The following is a 23,494-nucleotide window of genomic DNA, read 5'->3' as shown; positions in this document are numbered from 1 at the left end:
ACGAGGGTGCCGGGAACGTCCGCCAGCGCGGCCCGGATGACCTCCTCGGTCCCGTCCGTCGATCCGGTGTCGACGATCACCCAATGATCGATGATCGGCCGAACGGACTCGAGACACCGGCGGATGACGTGCGCCTCGTTCTTGACGATCATCGAAAGGCAGATCGTCTGACCGGTGCTGTTCATGAGATTCCGGCTCAAGATGTGCTTCAACGCGGGCTGCGTTTCAATCGCGTGTCTAGCGTTTTTCGAGCGAGACCGCAAAGCACTTAAGCTTCATGCTCAATGATATTTAACAAAAAGCCCGAATTTACCCCAGCAGAATTAGATATTATTAGTATCATAAGTCTATAAACTCGGTTTCGACCATATATAATAGGATCTATATCGATTTTAATCTTTCTCTACCGAGACATTGCTTGAACGAACTCGCGACAACCGGCCCTCCGGGGGGCCCGATCCCAGGCCGGTCCGCAGACGACATAGGCGGCCCTGGGGCGGCCCTCGAACAGGCGCTACGTCTGCCAGGCCGGCACGTATTCGGAACGGTATCCCGACGCGCCGATGCCCCAGATCGGGTCGACCATGTTGCGCAGCGCCACCCGCGCGAGACTGCTGATCTGCGCCCGACGCTCGGCTTCGATGTCGGGCTGCTGGAGAACGTCCAGCCAGGCGTGCAGGCAGACGCGGGATTGGTTCAGCTGGAACGCGTTCAGCGCATATTCGTGCTTCAATCCATAGGTGTAGATCCAGGTCGACACGAACAACGCGTCGGTCGGCATGTCCGTGGGAAGACCGTCCCGCGCATACTGCAGAGCGCGGGCGTAGTCGCCGGCCGCGCTGCAGATCCGGCTGGCGCCATACCGTGCCTCCGCCCGTTCCGGGCAGACGGCGATGGCCCGGTCATACAGCGCCAGGATCGCGTCCCCGGGCTCGTTCAAGCGTTCCATGAGACCGGCGGCGTTGAGCAGGCTGACGTAGATCTCCTGGTTCCAGAACCCGAGTTCGGCACGTCTCAGATAATGGTGCAGCGCCTCCCGGTCCGCGCCGCAATCGCGATAGCACTGCGCGAGGTAGAACGTGTACCGGGCGCAGAGAAGCGGATCTTGCTCCGTGGCAAGCGCCCTCTCGAGGGTTTCGAGATCGCGCCTGAAGGTTCCCGGGTCCCGGTGGCGTGCGCCGTCCAGGCCGCGTCGCATCGAGAGCGGAAGCATGTCCACCCAGGATACATCGTCGCACGTCAGGAATTCGTGCAGGACGCCCCGATAATACCAGTTATGTTCGCGGCTCACCATCTGTGTCCGCCAGTACTGAATAGATTTATCGAGGATCGTGATCGCATAGCCCGGCGCATCGAGGTGCGGCATCACGAAACCCGCCGGGATGATCAGCTCGTCATCGGCATCGATGATCAGGGCGTAATCGCCGTGCGGCCGCGCCAGTTCGAGCGCCTCGCCCCGGTTGGCGGCGAAATCGACCCAGGGGCGGTTCACGAGGGTGCCGGGGACGTCCGCCAGCGCGGCCCGGATGACCTCCCCGGTCCCGTCCGTCGATCCGGTGTCGACGATCACCCAATGATCGATGATCGGCCGAACGGACTCGAGACACCGGCGGATGACGTGCGCCTCGTTCTTGACGATCATCGAAAGGCAGATCGTCTGACCAGAATGATTCATCACAGGGTAGCCTTGCCCGGTCGGAGCTACGACGTACGGAGAGCCACTGGAGGCTTCTATCGGTGCTTTGAGGGCGCCGCAAAAGACGCCGCCATGAGTCCGATGTCGAGGATAGCAGTATTTCAGTCAATTATATTGTCACGTTTCCTGATTTACACTTCTATATTCGATCGCAAAATTTCATTTCTGTTCCCCAGAAAGGAATTTTAAGAGCTTTGTATTGCCCGCCAGAGCTCGACGGGTCGGCTTGGGGATCATACCGGCAATTTTAGAAAAGGATGTTTTGGCCTGCCGCTAAGCTGATCGCCACGACGGTGCCGTCGATTCGGGCTCCGACAGGGCCCGGATCCGGCAGGCCGGCTCGGTGAGAGCGGGGCTTGTATCGAGGTTCCGCGATCGGCCAACGCCCCCCCCGGCGGCGCAGGGCCCGCCGCGCCGAGGCGCGACCGGCGGCGGATGCGTCCCCGCTGCCGGAGGGATGCAGTTGACCGCGATTCCCCGACACGAGATGCTTCCGGAGGCATCGCGCCCATCGATCGAGCCGCACACAGGCGAACAGGCGTTTCGCGCGCAGAGGGCCGCCATGGCAGAGTCTCACGACCTCGCGGATCGCCTCGTGCGGCTTGAGGCGGACAACGCCCGCCTGCGCCGCCTCTTGGATGAGGCCGGGCTGCCCGGCGGCCTTCGCCATGGCCTGCGCGACACCGTGGCGATGCTGCGGGCGGTGCTGCGCCTGTCGGCCGAGACCGCGGAGAGCGTCGACAGCTACGCGACCCATCTCGAGGGGCGCCTGGACGCCATCGCGCGGGTCCGCGTCTCGGCGGACACGTTCGGGGAGGTCAACCTGCACACGTTGATCTCGGACGAGCTGATGATCCACCTGATCCGCGAGGGCGAGCAGGCGGAGCTGTTCGGACCGCCGATACGGCTCAAGCCCAAGGCGGCGCAGCTCGTTGCCCTCGCGGTCCACGAACTCTCGAGCAACGCCGTCGAGCACGGGGTCTTCGGCCTCGCCGGGGGCGAGGTCGAAGTGGCGTGGTCCGTCGCGGGCGACGCCGCCGGAGTGCCCGCCGACCTGACGCTCACCTGGAAGGAGACGGGCGGTTCCGGCATCGCCCCGCCGACCCGACAGGGCTTCGGCATGCAGGTCTTGAGGGACATGCTGAGCTACGAACTCGGCGCCCGCGTGGCCCTCGCGTTCGAACCCGACGGCCTGCGCTGCGCCGTCCGCTTCCCCCTCGTCCCGCGGGTGGGCCACTTGGCCGAGGAGAGCGGAGTGGAGGAGAGCGGCGAGCCGGGCTGAGGCGACCGCCGGCGCCGGGTCACCCCAGGGCCCGCGAGGCCTCGCGCACCTGACGCGTGGCACGGTCGACCTGCAGGCTCGCCTGCGCGATGGTGTCCATGCCGGCCGAGATCGCCGCGACGCCCTGCGAGGCGGTGTGCATGCTGCCGGACATCTCCCGGGTCACCGCCGACTGCTCCTCGACCGCGGCCGCGATGGCGGACGACACCGCGTTGAGCGTCGCGATGGTGCCCTGGATGGCACCGATGGCATCGACGGCCTCGTGCGTCGCCGCTTGCGTCGAAGCGATCTGCCCGCGGATCCGGTCCGTCGCCCGGCCGGTCTGCTCGGCGAGCGTCTTCACTTCGCTCGCCACCACCGCGAAGCCGCGTCCCGCCTCGCCGGCGCGGGCGGCTTCGATCGTGGCGTTGAGCGCCAGCAGGTTGGTCTGGGCCGCGATGCCGGAGATCAGCCCGACCACGTCGCCGATCTGCGTGGCCTGCTCGCTGAGGCCCGCGACGATGCGCCCGGTCCGCTGCGCCTGATCGACAGCCTGACCGGCGATGCCCGCCGCGTGGGACACCTGCTGGCTGATCTCGTCGACCGAGTCGGAGAGCTGCCCCGTGCCCGACGCCACGGACCGGATGTCGTCCGAGACCCGGCCCACCGTGGCGGCCGCCTCGCCCGTCTGCCGCGTGACGTCCGCCACGGCACGACCGATCGCGTCGAGATCGTCGCCGATCGAACGCTGGGTGTCCGCCCGGCGCTGCCGCTCGCCGACCTGCGCGGTGATGTCGGTGGCGAATTTCACCACGCGGATCGGCCGACCATCGGCGTCGGTGATCGGATTGTAGGTGGCCTGGATCCAGACCTCCCGGCCGCCCTTGGCGATGCGCCTGTACTCGCCGGACTGGTACTCGCCGCGCGCGAGCGCCGCCCAGAACGCGCGATAGGGTTCGCCCAGACGCTCGGTCTCGTCGACGAACAGGCCGTGGTGGCGTCCGACGATCTCGTCGAGGCGGTATCCAACCGCATCGAGGAAGTTCGGATTGGCGCTGACGACGGTGCCGTCGAGGGCGAACGCGATCACCGCCTGCGACCGGTGCAGGGCGGTGATCTGCCCTTCGAGATCAAGCGCGCGCAGCTTGTGCGCCGTGATATCGGTGGCGAACTTGACGATCTTGGACGGCCTGCCCGCCGCGTCAAGGACGGGGTTGTAGGTGGCCTGGATCCAGACCTCGCGGCCGCCCTTCGCGATGCGCTTGTACTCGGCCGTCTGGAACTCGCCGTTCCGCAGCCGCTCCCAGAACTGCCGATAGGCCTCGCTGTCCCGCTGGGCCGGTTCCACGAACAGGCCGTGGTGGCGGCCGCGGATCTCGTCCAGCGTGTAGCCCATCGCCGCCAGGAAGTTGCGGTTGGCATCGAGGATCGTGCCATCCAGCGCGAACTCGATCGTGGCGAGGGATCGGCTCAGCGCATCCAGCTTTGCGGTCTGGTCCCTGCGACCCTTCAGGCGCGCGAACATCAATTGCTCCGAGTATTTCGCAGGAAAAAGCGGCCTCAGTACCCGCCGCTTCAGATGTGTCGGCCCTTCAAGGTCGGCGCGGATATTTATAAATTATCTTTTTGGACTATACCGCCGACCAAGGAGGCTCGTCTTTCGAAATAGCCGCTTTCGTCTTGAACAACAGTTAAGGGCGCCGGCCCTCATCAGCCCACACATCACATCTGCGCGAACGCCCCTACAGCGATACGTTGTAATTCGCTCTGTAATGCCAAGATTCTCAGGCTTGGAGCGGAGATTGGATTACTTTGGGTTGCATAGCCGCCAGCCCGCGTCACAACGTCCTAATCGCCGCGGCGCCGACCTCACCGTGACGGACGAGGTCCGGATCCGCCGGAGCATCCACGCCACCGATGCCGGACGGCTGACCAACCCGATGCAGTGCCGCGGCCGGGTCGAGGGCGACGTCGCACGGGCGATCGGCGCCGCGCACTATGACGATTTCCGCATCGACGGCGCCGACGCTGTTCGCCCTCGACATCCCGGGCGCCCTGCCGGGGGGCCTGCTCAACGTGATCCTGGTCCTGTTCCTGGTGGCGCTGTTCGACGCCACCGGCACGCTGATGGGCGTGGCGAGCCGGGCAGGGCTGCTCACCGCGGGCCGGATGCCCCGGCTCGACCGGGCGCTGATGGCCGATCCGGCATCGGTCTTCGTGGGCTCGCTGCTCGGCACGTCGAGCGCGACCGCCTACCTGGAGAGCGCCTCCGGCGTCGAGGAAGGCGGCCGCACCGGGCTCACCGCCGCGATCGTCGCGGTGCTGTTCCTCGCCTGCCTGTTCCTCGCGCCGCTGGCCGCCGCGGTCCCGCCCTACGCCACCGCACCGGCCCTGTTCTACGGGGCCTGCCTCATGCTGCGGGACCTGGCGGCCCTCGACCGGGACGATCGCACCGAGGCGGTCCCCGCCTGCGTCACGGCGCTGCCCATGCCGTTCACCGACTCGATCGCGACCGGCATCGCCTGCGGATTCATCGTCCACGCGGCGCTGAAGCTGCCGGCCGGCCGGGCCCGCGAGGTGAAGCCGGTCGTGTGGGTGATCGCGGCCGTGTTCCTGTACAAGCTCGCCGCGACGGGCGGGGCGCATCGACGGGTCGGTGCGGCCGGCCAAGCCCGTCGGGCGGACCCGGGATCAGGCGGCGATGACCTTCGCCGCTTCACGGGACGGAACCGGCAGGGCGACGGTGAAGCAGGCGCCGCTGCGGTCGCGCCGGTTGGCGGCCGTTACGGTGCCCCCCATCGCCTCGACGAAGCCGCGCGCGATGGCGAGGCCCAGTCCGGTGCCGGCCCGGACCCTGTCGCCCTTGCGAACGCGGTAGAACTTGTCGAACACCCGCTCGATGTCGGCCTCCGGCAGACCCTCGCCCTCGTCCAGCACCCGGATGTACAGCCGGGCGCCCTCGCGCAGGCCCCGCACCGTCACGGTCGAGCCCGCGGGCGCGTACTTGGCGGCGTTGTCGAGCAGGTTGACCAGAACCTGCTCGAACAGGACCGGATCGAGGTCGAGCGGCGGCAGGTCCGGCGCGACCTCCACCACCACGCGGTGGTCGGCCAGGATCGCCCGGGTCCGTCGGAGGGCCGTGTCGACCGTTTCCGCGACGTCCTGGGCGGAGAGGTTCGGCGTCACCGCGCCGGCCTCCAGGCGGGTCATGTCGAGGAGGTTGGCGATGAACCGGTTGAGCCGCTCCGCCTCGCCGATGATGGTTCCGAGCAGGTCCGCCTTCGCGTCGGGCGCCAGGGCCGCGTCGAGGTCGCGCAGCGTGCTGGCGGCGCCCAGGACCGAGGCCAGCGGCGTGCGCAGGTCGTGGCTGATCGAGGTGAGCAGCGCCTGCCGCAGCCGGTCGGTCTCGACGGCGCGCTCGGCCCGGTCGAGATCCTCGACGAGCCGCACCCGCTCGATGGCGAGCGCGCCCATGTCGGTCAGGGCGTCGAGCAGCCGGCGACCCTCCGGCGACAGGATCGGACCGGGCCCGTCCGCGTCGAGGCCGATCACCCCGATCGTGCCGCGTCCGGTGCGCATCGGCAGGAACAGGCGCTTGGCCCCCGGCAGCGTGTCGGCGCCGCGGCCGGCCGGCCTGTCGTTGTCGAAGGCCCATTGGGCCGCCGCCACGTCGGCCTCGTCGAGCCGGTCCTCGGGCGGATAGCCGGCCATCACCGTGATGGCCTCGCCTTCGGGGAGGAGGAGGACCACGCGGACCTTCAGCATCGCCGCGACCTGCGCGCTGGTGGCCCAGAGCACGTCGTCGAGGGTGCCGCAGGCGGCGAGCTTCCGGGAGAAGCCGAACAGCCGCTCCGTGGCGCGGGCGCGCCCCTGGCTCACCACCGCCACGCGGCGGGCATGGGAGGCGAGGTTCGAGACCAGCACGGCCACGAGCGTGAACAGCAGGAAGGCGGCGACGTTGGTCGGATCGGCGATCGTGAGGGTGTAGACCGGCGGCAGGAAGAAGAAGTTGTAGGCGAGCGAGGCCGCCACGACCGAGACCAGGGCGGGGCCCAGCCCCCACCGCACGGCGACCGCCACCACGGCGGTGAGCAGGAACAGGTCGGCGTTCTCGACCCCCGCATAGGGCTGCGCCAGGATCGCGCTGCCCAGCCCGACCGCGATCGCCACCAGGGCGCCGATATAGGGGCGCAGGTGAATGCCGGAGCGCGGCGCGGCCGTGGCGATCGCGCGGCGCGGCTGCCTGTCGGCCGGCACCGCTTCCCCCGGCACCACGTGCACGCTGATGGCGCCGCTGTCGCGCAGGAGGTCGTGAACCACCGAGCCGTGCAGGAGCTCGAACAGCCACGACCGGTTCGCCTTGCCCACGACGATGTGGTTCACGTTGGCCGCGCGGGCGTAGGCCAGGGCATCGTCGGCGATCCGGCGGCCGCCCGGGAGGGTGACGGCGTCGCCCCCGAGCCGGTCGGCCAGCCGCAGGGCCTCGGCGATCCGGTCGCGCTCCGCCTCGCTCAGGGCAGCCGCGCGGGCGCCCTCGATGGAGAGCGCCGTCCAGGGGGCGTGCAGCCGGTCGGCAAGGCGCTTGGTGTAGCGGACGAGCCCGGCCGAGCGGGGATCCTCGTTCACGCAGACCAGCACGCGCTCGCCGGCCGCCCACGGCCCGGCGATGGCGTTGGCCCGCATGTGGCCGAGCAGCTCGTCGTCGACCCGGTCGGCGGTGCGTCGCAGCGCCAGCTCGCGGAGCGCCGTGAGGTTGCCGCGGGAGAAGTAGTGCTTCAGCGCCCGCTCGGCGTTGGTCGGGAGGTAGACCTTGCCGTCCTTCAGGCGCTGGATCAGGTCGTCGGGGTTGAGGTCCACCACCTCGATGTCGTCGGCCCGGTCGAGCACGCCGTCCGGCACCGTCTCGCGCACCCGGATCCGGGTGATCGAGGCCACCACGTCGTTGAGGCTCTCCACGTGCTGGATGTTGAGGGTCGTCAGGACGTCGATGCCGGCGTCGAGCAGTTCCTCGACATCCTGGTAGCGCTTGGGGTGGCGCGAGCCCGGCGCGTTGGTGTGGGCGAGTTCGTCGACCAGAGCCAGGGCCGGCCGGCGGGCGAGCAGCGCGTCGAGGTCCATCTCGTCGAGGGTGGCGCCGTGATACGGCACCGGCCGGCGGGGAATGGTCTCGAAACCGTCGAGCAGCGCCTCGGTCTCGGCCCGCCCGTGCGTCTCGACGACCCCGACCACCACATCGGTTCCGGCCCGCAGCCGGGCGCGCCCGATGGTCAGCATCTCGTAGGTCTTGCCGACCCCCGGAGCGGCGCCGAGGAAGACCTTGAGCCGGCCGCGCGTCCGCTCCTCCCGGCGCGCCGCGTCGAGCAGGGCGTCGGGGGACGGGCGGTTCGGGTCGCGGCTGGTCTCCGGCATGAACCCACTATAGCGCCGCTCAGGGGCGGACGAGATCCTCGAGGGCGAGGTTCAGCGCCAGGACGTTGACGCGCGGCTCGCCGAGGATGCCGAGCGTGCGCCCCTCGATGCGGGAGGCCACGAGCGCGCGCAGTCGGTCCTCGGGGATCTTGCGGGCCCTGGCGACCCGGGGCACCTGGAAGTCGGCGGCCTCCGGCGAGATGTCCGGGTCGAGGCCGGATCCGCTGGTGGTCACGAGGTCGACCGGCACCGGGACGGTCGCGTTCTCCGCCTTCAGGGCGTCGAGGTCGCCCTTGACCCGCTCGGCGAGCGCCGCGCTCGTGGGCCCGAGGTTCGAGCCCGAGGAGTTCGCCGCGTTGTAGGGCGCCGGCACGGTCTTGGAGGCGTCGGCGGGATCGGGCGCGGTGGTGGCCGAGGGCCGCCCGTGGAAGTAGCCGGGGCCCGCGAAGGTCTGCCCGATCAGGCTGGAGCCGACGACCGTGCCGTCGCGCTCGATCAGGCTCCCGGCGGCCCTGGCGGGGAAGATCGCCCCGGCGAGGCCGGTCATGGCGAGGGGGTAGGCGAGCCCGGTGATCACCGTCAGCGCGGTGAGCAGGACCAGGGCGGGGCGAAGCTGTCTGAGCATGGCGGATCTCCGGGGAACCGGTTCAGGCGAGGTGCAGGGCGGTGACGGCGAGGTCGATGGCCTTGATGCCGACGAACGGCACGAGGACGCCGCCGAGGCCGTAGATCAGGAGGTTGCGCCGCAGCAGCGCGGCCGCGCCGACGGCCCGGTAGGTCACCCCGCGCAGGGCCAGCGGGATCAGCGCGACGATGATCAGCGCGTTGAAGATGATCGCCGACAGGATCGCGCTCTGCGGCGAGGCCAGATGCATGACGTTGAGCGCCTGGAGCTGCGGGTAGAGGCCCAGGAACATCGCGGGGATGATCGCGAAGTACTTGGCGACGTCGTTGGCGATCGAGAAGGTCGTCAGCGCGCCGCGGGTCATCAGCAGCTGCTTGCCGATGCCGACGATCTCGATGAGCTTGGTCGGGTCGCTGTCGAGGTCGACCATGTTGCCGGCCTCGCGGGCCGCCACCGTGCCGGTGTTCATGGCGACGCCGACATCGGCCTGGGCCAGCGCCGGGGCGTCGTTGGTGCCGTCGCCGCACATGGCGACGAGCTTGCCCTCGGCCTGCTCCCTGCGGATCAGCGCCAGCTTGTCCTCCGGGGTCGCCTGGGCGAGGAAGTCGTCGACGCCCGCCTCGGCGGCGATCGCCGCCGCCGTCATCGGGTTGTCGCCGGTGATCATCACCGTGCGGATGCCCATCCGGCGCAGCTCCGCGAAGCGCTCCCGGATGCCGCCCTTCACGATGTCCTTGAGGTAGACGACGCCGAGCAGCCGGCCGTCGCGGGCGACCGCGAGGGGCGTGCCGCCGGCCTTGGCGATCGTCTCCGCGACGGCGCGGATCTCGCCGACCGCCTGCGTCTCCGGAGCCGGCGCGAAGGCGAGCGCCGCGTTCGAGCCGCGGCTCACCGCGGGCTGTTCGGCGAGCGAGGCGATCACCGCCTCCACCGCGCCCTTGCGGATCGAGGCGCCGTCGAGGTCGACGCCGGACATCCGGGACTGGGCGGTGAACGGCACGAAGGTGGCGTTGAGCGCGGCCATGTCGCGGGCGCGGATGCCGTACTTCTCCTTGGCGAGCACCACGATCGAGCGGCCCTCAGGGGTCTCGTCGGCCAGCGAGGCGAGCTGCGCCGCGTCGGCGAGTTCCTGCGCGCTGATGCCCGAGACCGGGCGGAACTCGGTGGCCTGCCGGTTGCCGAGGGTGATGGTGCCGGTCTTGTCCAGGAGCAGGGTGTCGACGTCGCCCGCCGCCTCGACGGCGCGGCCCGACATGGCGAGGACGTTGAAGCGCACCAGCCGGTCCATGCCGGCGATGCCGATCGCCGAGAGCAGGGCGCCGATCGTCGTTGGGATCAGGGTGACGAACAGGGCGACCAGCACGATCACCGGGATCGCGCCGCCGGCGTAGCTGGCGAAGCTCGGGATCGACGCCACCGCGAAGACGAACACGAGGGTCAGGCCGGCGAGCAGGATGTTGAGGGCGATCTCGTTCGGCGTCTTCTGCCGGGACGCGCCCTCGACCAGCGCGATCATCCGGTCGACGAAGGTCGAGCCGGCGGCCGCGGTGATGCGGACCTTGATGACGTCGGAGAGGACCTGCGTGCCGCCGGTGACCGCCGAGCGGTCGCCGCCGGATTCGCGGATCACCGGGGCGGACTCGCCCGTGATCGCCGCCTCGTTCACCGAGGCCACGCCGGCGATCACCTCGCCGTCGGAGGGGATCAGGTCGCCGGCCTCGACCAGGACGACGTCGCCGACCTTGAGTTCGGTCCCCGGCACCGTCTCGTAGCTGCCGCCCGGGCCCTTCAGGCGCTTGGCGGTCATCTCGGTGCGGGTGCGCCGCAGGCTGTCGGCCTGGGCCTTGCCGCGCCCCTCGGCGAGCGCCTCGGCGAAATTGGCGAAGATCAGGGTGAACCACAGCCAGAGGATGATCTGGCCCGAGAACGCGAGGTCGTGCCCCCCGGTGACGAGGTCGCGGGCGAACAGCACGGTGGTCAGCGCGGCCACGACCTCGACGACGAACATGACCGGGTTGCGGATCATGGCGCGCGGGTCGAGCTTCCGCAGCGAGCCGAGGAGGGCCGGCCCGACCAGGGCGGCGCTGAACAGGGATGACGTCTGACGAGACATGGGAGATGTCCGAAGGGGTGAGGGAGCCCGGCGCGGCGCGCCGGGCGCTGCCGGGGTCAGGGGAAGACGGTGCCGGCGGTCAGCGCGATCGCCGCCAGGAGGGCGAAGCCGCCGAGCAGCACGACGCCGAGGAGCGCCAGCACCAGGTCGGAGGTCCGGATCGGCTGTCCCCGGCCGGGGCGCTGCGGCGGCCGGTGCAGCACGAGGTGGTGGCGCGCCGGGCGCCGGCCGGGGAGGGCGCGCGGCATGTCAGCCCCCCGTCGCGAAGGTCTGGCCGGCCGCGCCCGCGAGGTGCTCGACGACCGGACCCAGGGCCAGCGACGGGAAGAACGTCAGGCCGCCGATGATCAGGATCACGCCGACGAGCAGCCCGACGAACAGGCCGCCATGGGTCGGGAACGTGCCCGCGGAGGCCGGGACCGTCTTCTTGGCCGCGAGCGAGCCGGCGATGGCGAGCACCGGGATCTTCACGAAGAACCGCCCGACCAGCATGCCGATGGCGAGCGTGCTGTTGTAGAACAGCGTGTTGGCCGTGAGCCCGCCGAAGGCCGAGCCGTTGTTGGCCGCCGCCGACGTGTAGGCGTAGAGGATCTCGGTGAAGCCGTGGGGCCCGGCATTGGCGGGACCGGCGAGCCCCGCCGGCAGCACGGTGGCGAGCGCCGTGAAGCCCAGCATCATCAGCGGCAGGCAGAGGATGCCGAGCATCGCCATCTTCACCTCCTTCGCCTCGATCTTCTTGCCGAGGTATTCGGGGGTACGGCCGACCATGAGGCCCGCCACGAAGATCGCCACGATCACGAAGATCAGCATGCCGTAGAGGCCGGCGCCGACGCCGCCGATGACGATCTCGCCGAGCTGCATGTTGATCAGCGGCACGAGGCCGCCGAGCGCCGTGAACGAATCGTGCATGGCGTTGACGGCGCCGCAGGAGGCCGCGGTGGTGATCACCGCGAACAGCGCCGAGGCGGCGATGCCGAAGCGGGTCTCCTTGCCCTCCATGTTGCCGCCGGTGAGACCGAGGCTGTTCAGGACCGAGCTGCCGTTGGCCTCGGCCCAGTAGGTGACGATCACGCCGGCCAGGAACAGCACGCCCATAGCGCCCAGGATCGCCCAGCCCTGACGCTCGTCGCCGACCATCCGGCCGAAGACGTTGGTGAGGGCGGCGCCGATCACGAAGATCGAGACCATCTGGACGAAGTTCGACAGGGCGGTGGGGTTCTCGAACGGGTGCGCGGCGTTGGCGTTGAAGAAGCCGCCGCCGTTGGTGCCGAGCATCTTGATCGCCACCTGGCTGGCCACCGGCCCCAGCGCGATCGTCTGATGGGCGCCCTCCAGCGTCGTGGCGTCGACGTAGGCGCCTAGCGTCTGCGGAATCCCCTGCCAGACCAGGAACAGCGTGTAGGGGATACAGATCGGCAGCAGCACGTAGAGGGTCGCGCGGGTGACATCGACCCAGAACGACCCGATGGTGCCGGTCGAAGCCCGCGCGAACCCGCGGATCAGCGCGACAGCGACGGCGATGCCGGTGGCCGCCGACAGGAAGTTCTGGTGGGTCAGCCCCAGCATCTGGGTCAGGTACGAGAGCGTGGTCTCGCCGCCGTAGGACTGCCAGTTGGTGTTGGTGATGAAGCTGGCCGACGTGTTGAACGCGAGGTCGGGCGCCACCGCGGCCTGATCGGCCGGGTTGAGCGGCAGGACGGCCTGCAGGCGCAGGATCGCGTAGAGCACCGCGAAGCCCAGCACGTGGAACAGGATGACCGCGCCCGTATAGGCGAGCCAGTGCTGCTCCTGGCGGGCGTCGATGCCGGACACGCGGTAGAGCCCGCGCTCGACGGGACCGAGCACGGGCGAAAGGAGGGTGCGCTCGCCGGTGAAGACGCGGGTCATGTACGACCCGAGGGGCTTCACGAGCGCCAGAACGACCGCGCCGTACAGCGCGATCTGGATCCAGCCGTTGAGGGTCATGGGAGGGGGTCCGTCTGGGCCGCTCAGAACCGCTCGGGGCGGACGAGGGCGTAGGTGAGGTAGACGAGGAGGCCGGCGGTCACGAGGGCGCCGAGGGCGAGGTCGACGGTCATGGCGGCCTCCTCAGAGCCGCCAGCACAGGGCGGCGTAGCCGGCCGAGGCGGCGAAGAAGGCGAGCGCCGCCGCGAGGAAGATGATGTCGAGCATGGTGGTCGGGTCCGGTTCGGCGGACCGGCCGCGGGGATCCGCTGCCGGCCTTGGCCAGCCGGGACGATGGCCTGGAACCGCGTTAGGGTTCGAGACAGGCGCGGGCCGGACTCCATAAGGAGCGCATTAGGATCGGCGACCCGCGCGCGCGCGCCGGACGGGTCCGCGGGCGGGGCGACCGGACCGGTGCCGCACGATCGCGTCGTCGAATTGGCGCGCGGCGCCGCGACGGCCGGGAGGCTCGCGCCTGCCGGCTCGCTCAATCGGGACCGATCTGACGCGCGGGTCGGGCGTTCAGCTTCCCGGCAGATCGTGGACGGCGTCGAAGAAGAACTCTTTCCAGCTTGTCGGCTTCTGCTTGATGTAGCCGGCACGGGAGAAGAACTGGGCGGCCGGAAGCAGATTGCTCGGGGCTGCGGAGAAGACCATGCCGGGCCGCGCGATGAGGCTGGCGAGCGCGTCCGCCGTGATGCTCTCCTTGTTGATCTCGAGATAGATGCCCGCCGCCGCGCGCTTGTCCTTCTCGATGAACGCGATCGCATCCTTGATGGCGCCGACGAACGCCGTGATGATCTTGGGGTTGGCGTCGTGGAACGCCGTCGTGCTGTAGACGCAGCCGTTCGTCAGCGGGCCGCCCATCACGGCGACGGAATCGAGGACCTCGTGGACGCCGGGCATCGCCAGTTCCTGGTCCTGGTAGGGCGGCTGCGAGAAATGCGCGGTGACGCCGTTGTTCCTGTTCTGGAGCGCGATCATCGCGTCGGGATGCCCCATGCCGACCGTCATGGCGTTGAACCGGTCGAGCGCCCCGGCGCCGAACTGCTTCTCCACGGCGATCCCCAGCACAACGGGCTGCGTCCCGACCCGGATGGTCGGGACGGCGATCCGGTCGGCCGGCCCGAAATCGGCGAGGGTCTTCACGTCGGGATTGTTGGTGACGAGCTTCATCGGCAGCGCGCCGGTCGCCGCGACGCCGCGGACCCGGCCGCCGGTCTTGCCCCACATGATCAGCATGTTGGGGCCGCCGCTGATGACCATGTCGACGCCGCCCGAGAGCAGCGCGTCGTTGCTGGCGCCGCCGTTGGTCAGGCGCGTCCACGTCACCTTCAGGTTGTCGATCCCCGCGGCCTTGGCGTGCGTCTCCACGAGGCCGAGCTTCTCGGCGATCACGGCGGGCAGATACGACAGGCCGGGCTGCTTGGCGATGCGCAGCTCGCTCGCCTCGGCCCGCGCGGCGCCCGACCGGAGCAGAGGCGCTCCGAAGGCGGCGGCCGAGAGGCCGGCCTGGAGAAGCGTCCGCCGGGTGGAGCCGTATCGGTCTGTCAGGGTGTCGCCGGAACGCATGCGGTCCTCATCGAGGAAGAATGATCGAGCCGGCCACGCCGGCCGAGTGGCGCGCGGACGCTACTGCATGAGGTTCAGGTCGGGTAGCCGGATGCTGTATTCCGATGAGACGACGGCATCGGATTCGTGTGTGCAGAGCGCGGGTTTCGCCCCGCCGCTCCGCGCCCGGGCCGGGGCGTGAACGCGGAAGGGCCGACTTGCCGCACGGGACAAGCCGACCCTTCCATCACGCGTCACGGGCTCATCGTCCGTGGTCGGCGCGGCCGGGCAGCCCTGCGGCTGTCCGGCCCGCCGTCACGTCACGCCCGGCTCAGGAGCAGCCGGTGGTGCTCCCGCAGGTGTCGCACTTCAGGCAGGTGCCGTTGCGGACCAGCGTGAAGTTCGCGCATTCGGGGCAGGCCTCCCCGACATAGCCCTTCATCTTCGCCTCGGCGCGACGGTCGGCGACGCTCCGCTCCGCCTTGGCGAAGGGCAGGGTGTCGGCGATCGTCTCGGCCTGGCCGGCGATGGCCGGCTCCGCCTTCAGCGCCGTCGAGCCGCGGATCGCGTGGACCGTGCCGCCCGCCGGCGTCGACTGGCCGGCGCTGGCCGCCCCGACGCCGACCGTACCGCCGGCCGGGCCGCCCTGGATCAGGGTGAGCCGATCGGCCGAGCCGCGGAGCAGGCCGCGCGAGACCACCGAGGCGGCGGCCGCGGGCTTGCTGCCCTCCCGGGTCGTGTCGCCGGCCTCGCCGCCGCCGATCACCGTGCCGCCGATCTCGGCGGGGCTGACATGGGCGAGGTCGGCGCGGCCGAGATACGAGACCGCCAGCTCCCGGAACACGTAGTCGAGGAGCGAGGTCGCGTTCTTGATCGCGTCGTTGCCCTGCACGAAGCCGGCCGGCTCGAACCGGGTGAAGGTAAACGCCTCGACATACTCCTCCAGCGGCACGCCGTACTGGAGGCCGAGCGAGATCGCGATGGCGAAGTTGTTCATCAGGCTCCGGAAGGTCGCGCCCTCCTTGTGCATGTCGATGAAGATCTCGCCGAGGCGGCCGTCGTCGTATTCGCCGGTGCGGAGGTAGACCTTGTGGCCGCCCACCACCGCCTTCTGGGTGTAGCCCTTCCGGCGGGCCGGAAGCTTCTCGCGGGAGCGTATGTGCTCGACCCGCTCGATCACCCGCTCGACGATCTTCTCCGCGACCTGGGCGGCGCGGGCGGCGGCGGGGGCCTGCAGCACCGCCTCCAGGGCGTCGTCGGCCTCGTCGTCCTCGTCGGCGATGAGGGCGGCGTTGAGCGGCTGCGACAGCTTCGAGCCGTCGCGGTAGAGGGCGTTCGCCTTCAGCGCCAGGGTCCAGGACAGGCGGTAGGCCGCCTTGCAATCCTCCACCGTGGCGTCGTTGGGCATGTTGATGGTCTTGGAGATCGCCCCCGAGATGAACGGCTGGGCCGCCGCCATCATGCGGATGTGGCTCTCCACCGACAGGTAGCGCTTGCCGATGCGGCCGCATGGGTTGGCGCAGTCGAACACCGGGTAGTGCTCGGGCTTGAGGCCCGGCGCGCCCTCCAGCGTCATCGCCCCGCAGATATGGGTGTTGGCGACCTCGATGTCCTTCTTCGAGAAGCCCAGGAACGGCAGCAGCTCGAAGGTCGGGTCCGACAGCTTCTCCGCCGGGACCTTGAGGGTCTGGGTGAGGAAGTCGTCGCCGAGGGTCCAGCGGTTGAACACGAACTTGATGTCGAAGGCCGACTTCAGCCCCTTCTCCACCGCGGCGATCTTGTCGTCGGTGAAGCCCCTGGCGCGCAGGGTCGTCGGGTTGATCGCCGGCGCCTGACCCATGGAGCCGTGGCCGACCGCGTAGGCCTCGATCTCGGCGATCTCGGATTCCCGGTAGCCCAGCGCCCGCAGGGCGTCCGGCGCCGCCTGGTTGATGATCTTGAAGTAGCCGCCGCCGGCGAGCTTCTTGAACTTCACCAGGGCGAAGTCCGGCTCGATGCCGGTGGTGTCGCAATCCATGACCAAGCCGATCGTGCCGGTGGGCGCGATGACGGTGGTCTGGGCGTTGCGGTAGCCGTGGGTCTCGCCGAGCTGCAGCGCCCGGTCCCAGGCCGCGCGGGCATGGGCGCCGAGATCGACCTGCGGGATGTTGGCGTGGTCCAGCGGCACCGGGGCGATGCTCAGGAACTCGTAGCCCTCGGCCTCGCCGTGGGCGGCGCGCCGGTGGTTGCGGATCACCTTCAGCATCGCGTCGGCGTTGTCGTCGTAGGCCGGGAACGCGCCGAGCTCGGCCGCCATCTCGGCCGAGGTGGCGTAGGCCACGCCGGTCATGATCGCGGTGAGCGCGCCGGCCAGGGCCCGGCCCTCATGCGAGTCGTAGGGAAGGCCCATGGTCATCAGCAGGCCGCCGATATTGGCGTAGCCGAGGCCCAGCGTCCGGTAGCGGTAGGACAGTTCCGCGATCTCCTTCGACGGGAACTGCGCCATCATCACGGAGATCTCGAGCACGACCGTCCAGAGGCGGTTGAGGTGCTCGAACGCCTCGACGTCGAAGCGCTTGGTCTGCCGGTCGTACATCGTCAGCAGGTTGGCCGAGGCCAGATTGCAGGCGGTGTCGTCCAGGAACATGTACTCGGAGCACGGGTTCGAGGCCCGGATCCGGCCGCCCTGCGGGCAGGTGTGCCAGTCGTTCATCGTGGTGTTGAAGTGCAGGCCCGGGTCGGCCGAGGCCCAGGCGGCCTCGCCGATCTTCTCCCACAGGTCGCGGGCCTTCAGGGTCTTGGCGGTCTTGCCGGTGGTGCGCTGGGTCAGATGCCAGTCGGCGTCGGCATCGACCGCCCGCAGGAAGTCGTCCGTGAGCGAGACCGAGTTGTTCGAGTTCTGGCCGGCGACCGTGAGATAGGCCTCGGAATCCCAGTCGGTGTCGTAGACCGGGAAGTCGATCTTGGTGAAGCCCTGGCGGGCGAACTGGACGACGCGCTTGATGTAGGCGTCCGGCACCGAGGCCTTCCGGGCCGCCCGGATCTCGCGCTTCAGGGCCGGGTTGCGCTCCGGATCGAAGCAGGCGTCGCCCTCGGCCTCGCACTGGGTGCAGGCCTTCATGACCAGGCCGAGATGCTTGGACACGACCTTGGAGCCGGTCACCAGGGCGGCGACCTTCTGCTCCTCCTTGACCTTCCAGTCGATGAAGGCCTCGATGTCCGGGTGGTCGATGTCGACGATCACCATCTTGGCGGCCCGGCGCGTGGTGCCGCCCGACTTGATCGCGCCGGCCGCCCGGTCGCCGATCTTCAGGAACGACATCAGGCCCGACGACTTGCCGCCGCCACCCAGCTTCTCGTTCTCGCCGCGCAGGGCGGAGAAGTTCGAGCCGGTGCCGGAGCCGTACTTGAACAGGCGCGCCTCGCGGACCCACAGGTCCATGATGCCGCCCTCGTTGACGAGGTCGTCCTGCACGCCCTGGATGAAGCAGGCATGCGGCTGCGGGTGCTCGTAGCTGGAGGCCGACCGGGTCAGCGCGCCGGTGCGATAGTCGCAGTAGAAGTGGCCCTGGCTCGGGCCGTCGATCCCGTAGGCCCAGTGCAGGCCGGTGTTGAACCATTGCGGCGAGTTCGGCGCCACCATCTGCCGGGTCAGCATGTAGCGCAGCTCGTCGAGGAACGCCGACGCGTCGTCCTCGGACGAGAAGTAGCCGCCCTTCCAGCCCCAGTAGGTCCAGCAGCCCGCCAGACGGTCGAACACCTGCGTGGCCGAGGTCTCGGAGCCGAGGCGCTCCTCCTCGGGCAGCTCGGCGAGCGCGGCCTCGTCGGCGACCGAACGCCACAGGAAGGACGGGACGTCGTTCTCCTCGATCTTCCTCAGACGGGCCGGAACGCCCGCCTTGCGGAAATACTTCTGCGCCAGCACGTCGCTGGCGACCTGGCTCCAGCTCTCCGGCACGTCGATGCCGTCGAGGCGGAACACCACCGAGCCGTCGGGATTGCGGATCTCGCTCAGGGCCTTCCGGAACGGGATACCGGCATAGGGCGATTGTCCGGCCGTTGTGTAGCGACGCTCGAACCGCATGAAACACACCTCTCCCGTCAGGACACGGAGGTCCCGGCCCCGCTGGACGCGGGGTCTTGGCCCGATGATGGGGTCGCGTCCGCCCGCCCCCGGAAACCGGGAACGCGGCGATACTGCGAACATGAAATAGGGTCGGTCGAACCTGCCGAGACGCACCACAGGGGCGGCGCGACCGATGCAGGACGATACCGCCGTGAAGGCCCTCACGTCAACAAGTGGTGTTCGTCCGCCGAGTTCCCCGCTAGATGTTGTGCCAGCCGCCAAAAGCCTGTGGATATCCCCGGTGGCTGGGATAAGTCCTCTTCCGACCGCCGGGATTCGGCGCGGAAAAATTTTCGATCCACACCTACAGGTAGAGGCACTTTACCGCGGTCCGCGACGAGTCGCCGGCCGTCCCGGGTAGGCGTTGCCGTGCGGCGACAGGGTCGACCGGCGACTGGACTCGGGGGCGCGCGGTCACCATAACGACGCCACGATGCGCCCCCGCGGCGCGGCACGATACCGGGACCGGCGATGGCGCTGAAGGACACTCTGCTGCGCGTCTTCACGTGGTGGAACGGGCAGACCGTCTCGCTGGCGCTCCAGACCGCGCGCACCGGCATCTACGTCGGCGAGGACGAGCACGGGAACAAATACTACAAGGCGGAAGGCGCCCTGATCGACCGGTCCGTCGGCTCGGAGCGGCGCTGGGTCGTCTACAACGGCTATGCCGACGCCTCGAAGGTGCCCCCCGGCTGGCGCGGCTGGCTCTGCCACAACGTCGCGCTGGCCCCGAGCGAGGAGGCCTATCAGCCGCGCGCCTGGGAGAAGCGGCATGTCGAGAACCAGACCGGCACGGCCAACGCCTACCGGCCGCAGGGCTCGCAGCTGTCCTGGGGTCAGCGGCCGGCAGCCACCGGCGACTACGTCTCCTGGACCCCGGGCGAGTAGCGCAGGCCGCCGGCGCCCTTTTGCCGCCACCGTTGCGGTGTTGATGGCGGATCGATCCCGACCGTCCGCCGCGCAACTGGACGCGCGGCCGGCCACCCTCGTCTAGGGGCCCGAGCCTTGAGCCGCATCACCGCCCTCGTCCGCCGCGCGCTCGCCCCGGGCCTCGCGCTCGCCCTGTGCGCGAGCCCGGCCGCCGCCGACAAGATCAAGAACCCGACCGCCGTGTTCTCCGGGCTCGACAAGATCACCGGCCGGATCGTGTCGTTCGAGGTGGCGGTGGACGAGACCGTCCAGTTCGGCGCCCTGCAGCTCACCCCGCGGGTCTGCTACACGCGTCCGCCCACCGAGAGCGCCAAGACCACGGCGTTCCTCGAGGTCGACGAGGTGACCCTCGACAACAAGTACCGCCGGATCTTCACCGGGTGGATGTTCGCGTCGAGCCCCGGGCTGCACGCCATCGAGCACCCGATCTACGACGTGTGGCTGGTCGACTGCAAAGGCGGCAGCGACGTGATCGCCGAGGCCAAGGAGCAGGAGGACGTCCCGGCCCTCGCGGCCAAGCCCGAGAAGGCCAAGCGGGCCGGCAAGGACGCCACCAAGACCGCCCAGCAGATCAACGCCGCCGGCCAGGTGGACGTCGAGGCGCCCCGCGGCGTGCCGGTGCAGCCGCGCCAGAAGCCCTCGCGCAAGTTCTTCCCGTCGAACGAGGGACCCGCGCCCGCGCCCCCGCCGGTGCAGCAGCAGCCGCAGAACCTGTTCGACGCGCTGTTCCGCTAGGGCGCTTCCTGTCCGATGCGGATCACGAAGGGCGACGCGCTCTCCTTCCCCTAGCGGCGAGGGGCGGCGCGCCCAAACCGTCAGGCGCGTGATCCCATTCAAACCGGAGAGGCTCCGGACGCTCGACGCGCGCGTTGCGATGCAATCGGGTATGCGCTAGTCGCCGGCGCCCAGCGCTTCGAGCACCTGCGCGCCCCGCACCGAACCGTCACCGGGCCAGACGTGCCAGTCGGCGGGCTCGTCGAGGGCCAGGGCGAGCCGCCGCTTGTAGACGTGCCGCGGCAGCTCCTCGGCGCCGAACTGCGCGAGGTGGTCGGTGACGAACTGCGTGTCGGCGAGCCGGTAGCGCCCGGCGCGGAGGCGGCCCATCAGGTGGACGAGCGCGACCTTCGAGGCGTCGCGGACCTCGTGGAACATGCTCTCGCCGAAGAAGGCCGCCCCGAGCGAGACGCCGTACAGGCCGCCGACGAGCCGCCCGTCCGCGCCCGCGTACACCTCCACGGTGTGGACGTGGCCGAGGTCGAACAGCGCGCCGTAGAGGTCGCGGATGCGGCCGTTGATCCAGGTCCGCTCGCTGTCCCGGCGCGGCGCGGCGCAGCCGTCGATCACGCTGCCGAAATCCGTGTCGGAGCGGACCACGAACTGGTCGGACCGCACCGTCCGGGCGAGGCGCCGGGAGACGCGGAATCCGTCGAGGGGGAGGACGCCGCGGGCCTTCGGCTCGACCCAGTAGAGCGTCGGGTCCTCGGCGTCCTCGGCCATCGGGAAGATGCCCGCCGCATAGGCCTTCAGCAGGATCTCGGGGGTGATGTCCACGCGGGCGGAATCGTGCATGGGGCAAGTGTCGCGCGGTGCCGGGCCAAATGCCAGAGCCGGCACCGGCCGCCATCGCCGCAAGGGCGGCAGAGCCTGTCCAGCTTCGGGACCGCGGTGGGGAGGCGGTCCCGAGCAGCCGCCTCATCATCCCGAGGCGATGGCGAGACGCACAGGCATCCCGGGATGCGGTCGAGGGTCGGAAAGACGGGTCGACCCGGAGCTCGGTCTCCCGCTGGCCTCAGACCTTCATGCCGCCCGCGTCCAGGAAGTGCTCCAGCCAGTGGATATCGTAGAGACCGTTCTGCACGTCCGCGTTGCGGACCAGGGTCCGGAACAGCGGGAGCGTCGTGTCGATCCCGTCGATGACGAACTCGTCCAGCGCCCGGCGCAGGCGCATCAGGCACTCGTTGCGGGTGCGGCCGTGGACGATCAGCTTACCGATCAGCGAATCGTAGTTCGGCGGGATCCGGTAGCCCTGGAAGGCCGCCGAGTCGACCCGGACGCCGAGACCGCCCGGTGTGTGGTAATGGGTGATCTCGCCCGGTGACGGCCGGAAGGTCTCCGGGTGCTCGGCGTTGATCCGGCACTCGATGGCATGGCCCTCGACCTTGATGTCCGATTGCGACACCGAGAGCACGCCGCCGGAGGCGACCTGGATCTGCTCGATCACGAGATCGATGCCGGTGATCATCTCGGTGACCGGATGCTCGACCTGGATCCGGGTGTTCATCTCGATGAAGTAGAACCGCCCATCCTCGTACAGGAACTCGACGGTGCCGGCGCCGAGATAGCCGAGCTCCTTCATGGCGTTGGCGCAGATGCCGCCGATCTCGGCGCGCATCGACTCGTTGAGCGCCGGGGACCCGCCTTCCTCCCAGACCTTCTGGTGGCGGCGCTGCAGCGAGCAGTCGCGCTCGGCCAGGTGGACGGCGCCGCCGCGGCCGTCGCCCAGCACCTGGACCTCGATGTGGCGGGGCTTCTCCAGGTACTTCTCGAGATAGACCGCGTCGTCGCCGAAGGCGGCCTTGGCCTCGGACCGGGCCATGCCGATCGCCTGCTCCAGCTCGGTCTCGGAGCGCGCCACCTTCATGCCGCGCCCGCCGCCGCCGGCCGCCGCCTTGACCAGCACCGGATAGCCGATCTCGGCCGCGACCCGTTTGGCCGCGTCGATGTCCTCGACCCCCCCCTCCGAGCCGGGGACGCACGGGATGCCGAGCTTGACCGCCGTCCGCTTGGCCTCAATCTTGTCGCCCATGGTGCGGATGTGCTGCGCCTTCGGGCCGATGAAGCCGATCTGGTGATGCGCCAGCACCTCGGCGAAGCGGGCGTTCTCCGACAGGAACCCGTATCCGGGATGCACCGCGTCCGCCCCGGTGATCTCGCAGGCGGCGATGATCGACGGGATGTTGAGGTAGCTGTCGCGGGCCGCGGGCGGCCCGATGCAGACGCTCTCGTCGGCGAGCCGCACGTGCATGGCATCGGCGTCCGCCGTCGAGTGGACCGCCACCGTGGCGATCCCGAGCTCCTTCGCGGCCCGGAGGATGCGCAGGGCGATCTCGCCGCGGTTCGCGATCAGGATCTTGTCGAACATCGAACCCGTTAGGGCGTCCTGACGGTCCCGGACCGCGCAGGAGGCTCTATCCTCTTGTTATGCGGCGTCTTCCAGGACTGAGCGGAGCCCGGCGGACGTCCTAGCTGATGACGAGCAGGGCCTCGCCGAACTCCACCGGCTGGCCGTCCTCCACGAAGATGGCCGTGACCGTGCCGGCCCGCGGCGCCACGATCTCGTTGAAGGTCTTCATCGCCTCGATGAGGAGCAGCTTTTCGCCGGCCGCGACCTTCGAACCGATGTCGATGAAGGCCTTGGCCTCCGGCGAGGGGCGGAGATAGGCCGTCCCGACCATCGGCGACGGCACGCTGCCGGGCTGCGACCGGGCCGGCTCGGCGGGCGCCAGCGCGGAGGGCGCCGCCTGGGGCGCCGGCGGGGCCGCGGCCGGCACCGGGGCCGCCGCGACCTGGACGCTCACGGGTTCGAGCCGCCGCGCGACGCGGATGCGCAGGTCGCCCTTCTCGACCTCGATCTCGGACAGACCGGTCTCGGTGACGAGGTTGGCGAGCTCGCGCACGAGCTCGGGATCGATGGCATCGTTCTTTGGCATCCGGCCCACTTCGTATCGCGGCGCGCCGGCCCGTCCATCCGGGTCGGCACTGGACCGCGGCCCTGCGGCTGGCGGCTCTTAGACGAAGGCGCCCCGGCGCGACAAGGCCGCGCAGGACGCCTCCCGTGAGGCAACGTCTCCGCCCGTCCG

17 protein-coding genes and 2 pseudogenes are annotated in these 23,494 nt (G+C 69.8%); 5 read left to right on the top strand and 14 right to left on the bottom strand.

Going from position 1 to position 23,494, the window contains the following annotated elements; genetic code table 11:
* Together MKL01_RS12380 and MKL01_RS12375 are read right to left on the bottom strand one after the other, a co-directional pair.
* The coding region (locus MKL01_RS12380; RefSeq protein ID WP_243905524.1) for a glycosyltransferase at positions 1–152 on the bottom strand (152 nt) is incomplete at its 3' end.
* 362 nt (positions 153–514) lie between these two features.
* A complete protein-coding gene (locus tag MKL01_RS12375; RefSeq protein ID WP_313901460.1) occupies positions 515–1,642 on the bottom strand; it encodes a glycosyltransferase in 1,128 nt (375 codons plus the stop codon).
* Between the two features lie 616 nt (positions 1,643–2,258).
* Here MKL01_RS12375 and MKL01_RS12370 point away from each other — a divergent pair.
* Positions 2,259–2,978, top strand: a complete 720-nt coding sequence (locus MKL01_RS12370) for an HWE histidine kinase domain-containing protein (RefSeq protein WP_243905521.1) — start codon at positions 2,259–2,261, stop codon at positions 2,976–2,978.
* Between the two features lie 19 nt (positions 2,979–2,997).
* Here the strand turns inward: MKL01_RS12370 and MKL01_RS12365 are convergent, their stop codons facing one another.
* Positions 2,998–4,482: a PAS domain-containing protein gene (locus tag MKL01_RS12365; RefSeq protein WP_243905520.1), complete on the bottom strand. Its 1,485-nt coding sequence runs from the start codon at positions 4,480–4,482 to the stop codon at positions 2,998–3,000.
* A gap of 247 nt (positions 4,483–4,729) precedes the next feature.
* Between MKL01_RS12365 and MKL01_RS36195 the strand changes: the two are divergent.
* Together MKL01_RS36195 and MKL01_RS12355 are read left to right on the top strand one after the other, a co-directional pair.
* A pseudogene (locus tag MKL01_RS36195) lies at positions 4,730–4,924 on the top strand (hypothetical protein); the annotation flags it as partial.
* A gap of 46 nt (positions 4,925–4,970) precedes the next feature.
* Positions 4,971–5,603 (top strand): annotated as a pseudogene (locus MKL01_RS12355) (solute carrier family 23 protein); the annotation flags it as partial.
* 45 nt (positions 5,604–5,648) lie between these two features.
* On the opposite strand, the gene MKL01_RS12350 reads toward MKL01_RS12355, so the two are convergent.
* The 8 genes from MKL01_RS12350 to MKL01_RS12315 form a co-directional block, all read right to left on the bottom strand.
* Entirely contained in the window at positions 5,649–8,366 is a 2,718-nt protein-coding gene (locus MKL01_RS12350; RefSeq protein ID WP_243905519.1) for a sensor histidine kinase, read from the bottom strand.
* A 19-nt stretch (positions 8,367–8,385) separates the two neighbouring features.
* Positions 8,386–8,991, bottom strand: a complete 606-nt coding sequence (locus tag MKL01_RS12345; RefSeq protein WP_243905518.1) for a K(+)-transporting ATPase subunit C — start codon at positions 8,989–8,991, stop codon at positions 8,386–8,388.
* 22 nt (positions 8,992–9,013) lie between these two features.
* Positions 9,014–11,104, bottom strand: a complete 2,091-nt coding sequence (gene kdpB / locus MKL01_RS12340) for a potassium-transporting ATPase subunit KdpB (RefSeq protein WP_243905517.1) — start codon at positions 11,102–11,104, stop codon at positions 9,014–9,016.
* A gap of 56 nt (positions 11,105–11,160) precedes the next feature.
* Complete coding sequence (locus tag MKL01_RS12335; RefSeq protein ID WP_243905516.1) at positions 11,161–11,352, bottom strand: hypothetical protein; 192 nt, start codon at positions 11,350–11,352, stop codon at positions 11,161–11,163.
* A gap of 1 nt (position 11,353) precedes the next feature.
* Positions 11,354–13,069, bottom strand: coding sequence for a potassium-transporting ATPase subunit KdpA (gene kdpA / locus MKL01_RS12330; protein WP_243905515.1), 1,716 nt, complete (start codon positions 13,067–13,069; stop codon positions 11,354–11,356).
* 23 nt (positions 13,070–13,092) lie between these two features.
* Positions 13,093–13,182, bottom strand: coding sequence for a K(+)-transporting ATPase subunit F (locus MKL01_RS12325; RefSeq protein ID WP_243905514.1), 90 nt, complete (start codon positions 13,180–13,182; stop codon positions 13,093–13,095).
* A gap of 388 nt (positions 13,183–13,570) precedes the next feature.
* Complete coding sequence (locus tag MKL01_RS12320; RefSeq protein ID WP_243905513.1) at positions 13,571–14,620, bottom strand: ABC transporter substrate-binding protein; 1,050 nt, start codon at positions 14,618–14,620, stop codon at positions 13,571–13,573.
* 310 nt (positions 14,621–14,930) lie between these two features.
* Positions 14,931–18,662 carry a vitamin B12-dependent ribonucleotide reductase gene (locus MKL01_RS12315; RefSeq protein WP_243905512.1) on the bottom strand — a complete coding sequence of 1,244 codons (3,732 nt, stop codon included), beginning with the start codon at positions 18,660–18,662 and terminating at the stop codon, positions 14,931–14,933.
* A 513-nt stretch (positions 18,663–19,175) separates the two neighbouring features.
* On the opposite strand from MKL01_RS12315, the gene MKL01_RS12310 reads away from it, so the two are divergent.
* Both MKL01_RS12310 and MKL01_RS12305 read left to right on the top strand, forming a co-directional pair.
* The gene (locus MKL01_RS12310) at positions 19,176–19,592 is read left to right on the top strand and encodes an NADH:ubiquinone oxidoreductase subunit NDUFA12 (protein WP_243905511.1); all 417 of its coding nucleotides are present in this window, start codon (positions 19,176–19,178) and stop codon (positions 19,590–19,592) included.
* A gap of 117 nt (positions 19,593–19,709) precedes the next feature.
* Positions 19,710–20,369 carry a DUF2155 domain-containing protein gene (locus MKL01_RS12305; RefSeq protein WP_243905510.1) on the top strand — a complete coding sequence of 220 codons (660 nt, stop codon included), beginning with the start codon at positions 19,710–19,712 and terminating at the stop codon, positions 20,367–20,369.
* Positions 20,370–20,525: 156 nt separating this feature from the next.
* Here the strand turns inward: MKL01_RS12305 and aat are convergent, their stop codons facing one another.
* The 3 genes from aat to accB all read right to left on the bottom strand — a co-directional run bounded on the left by aat (position 20,526) and on the right by accB (position 23,344).
* Positions 20,526–21,203: a leucyl/phenylalanyl-tRNA--protein transferase gene (gene aat / locus MKL01_RS12300; protein WP_243905509.1), complete on the bottom strand. Its 678-nt coding sequence runs from the start codon at positions 21,201–21,203 to the stop codon at positions 20,526–20,528.
* 220 nt (positions 21,204–21,423) lie between these two features.
* Positions 21,424–22,776 carry an acetyl-CoA carboxylase biotin carboxylase subunit gene (accC, locus tag MKL01_RS12295; protein ID WP_243905508.1) on the bottom strand — a complete coding sequence of 451 codons (1,353 nt, stop codon included), beginning with the start codon at positions 22,774–22,776 and terminating at the stop codon, positions 21,424–21,426.
* 100 nt (positions 22,777–22,876) lie between these two features.
* Positions 22,877–23,344 (bottom strand): acetyl-CoA carboxylase biotin carboxyl carrier protein, encoded by a 468-nt coding sequence (accB, locus tag MKL01_RS12290; RefSeq protein ID WP_243905507.1) that lies wholly within the window; start codon positions 23,342–23,344, stop codon positions 22,877–22,879.
* Positions 23,345–23,494 lie beyond the last annotated feature (150 nt).

It is taken from the genome of Methylobacterium sp. J-070 (assembly GCF_022829385.1).
Classification (GTDB): Bacteria; Pseudomonadota; Alphaproteobacteria; order Rhizobiales; family Beijerinckiaceae; genus Methylobacterium.
Note: the sequence above shows the minus strand (reverse complement) of the source record. Positions and strands in the feature narration are given on the sequence as shown.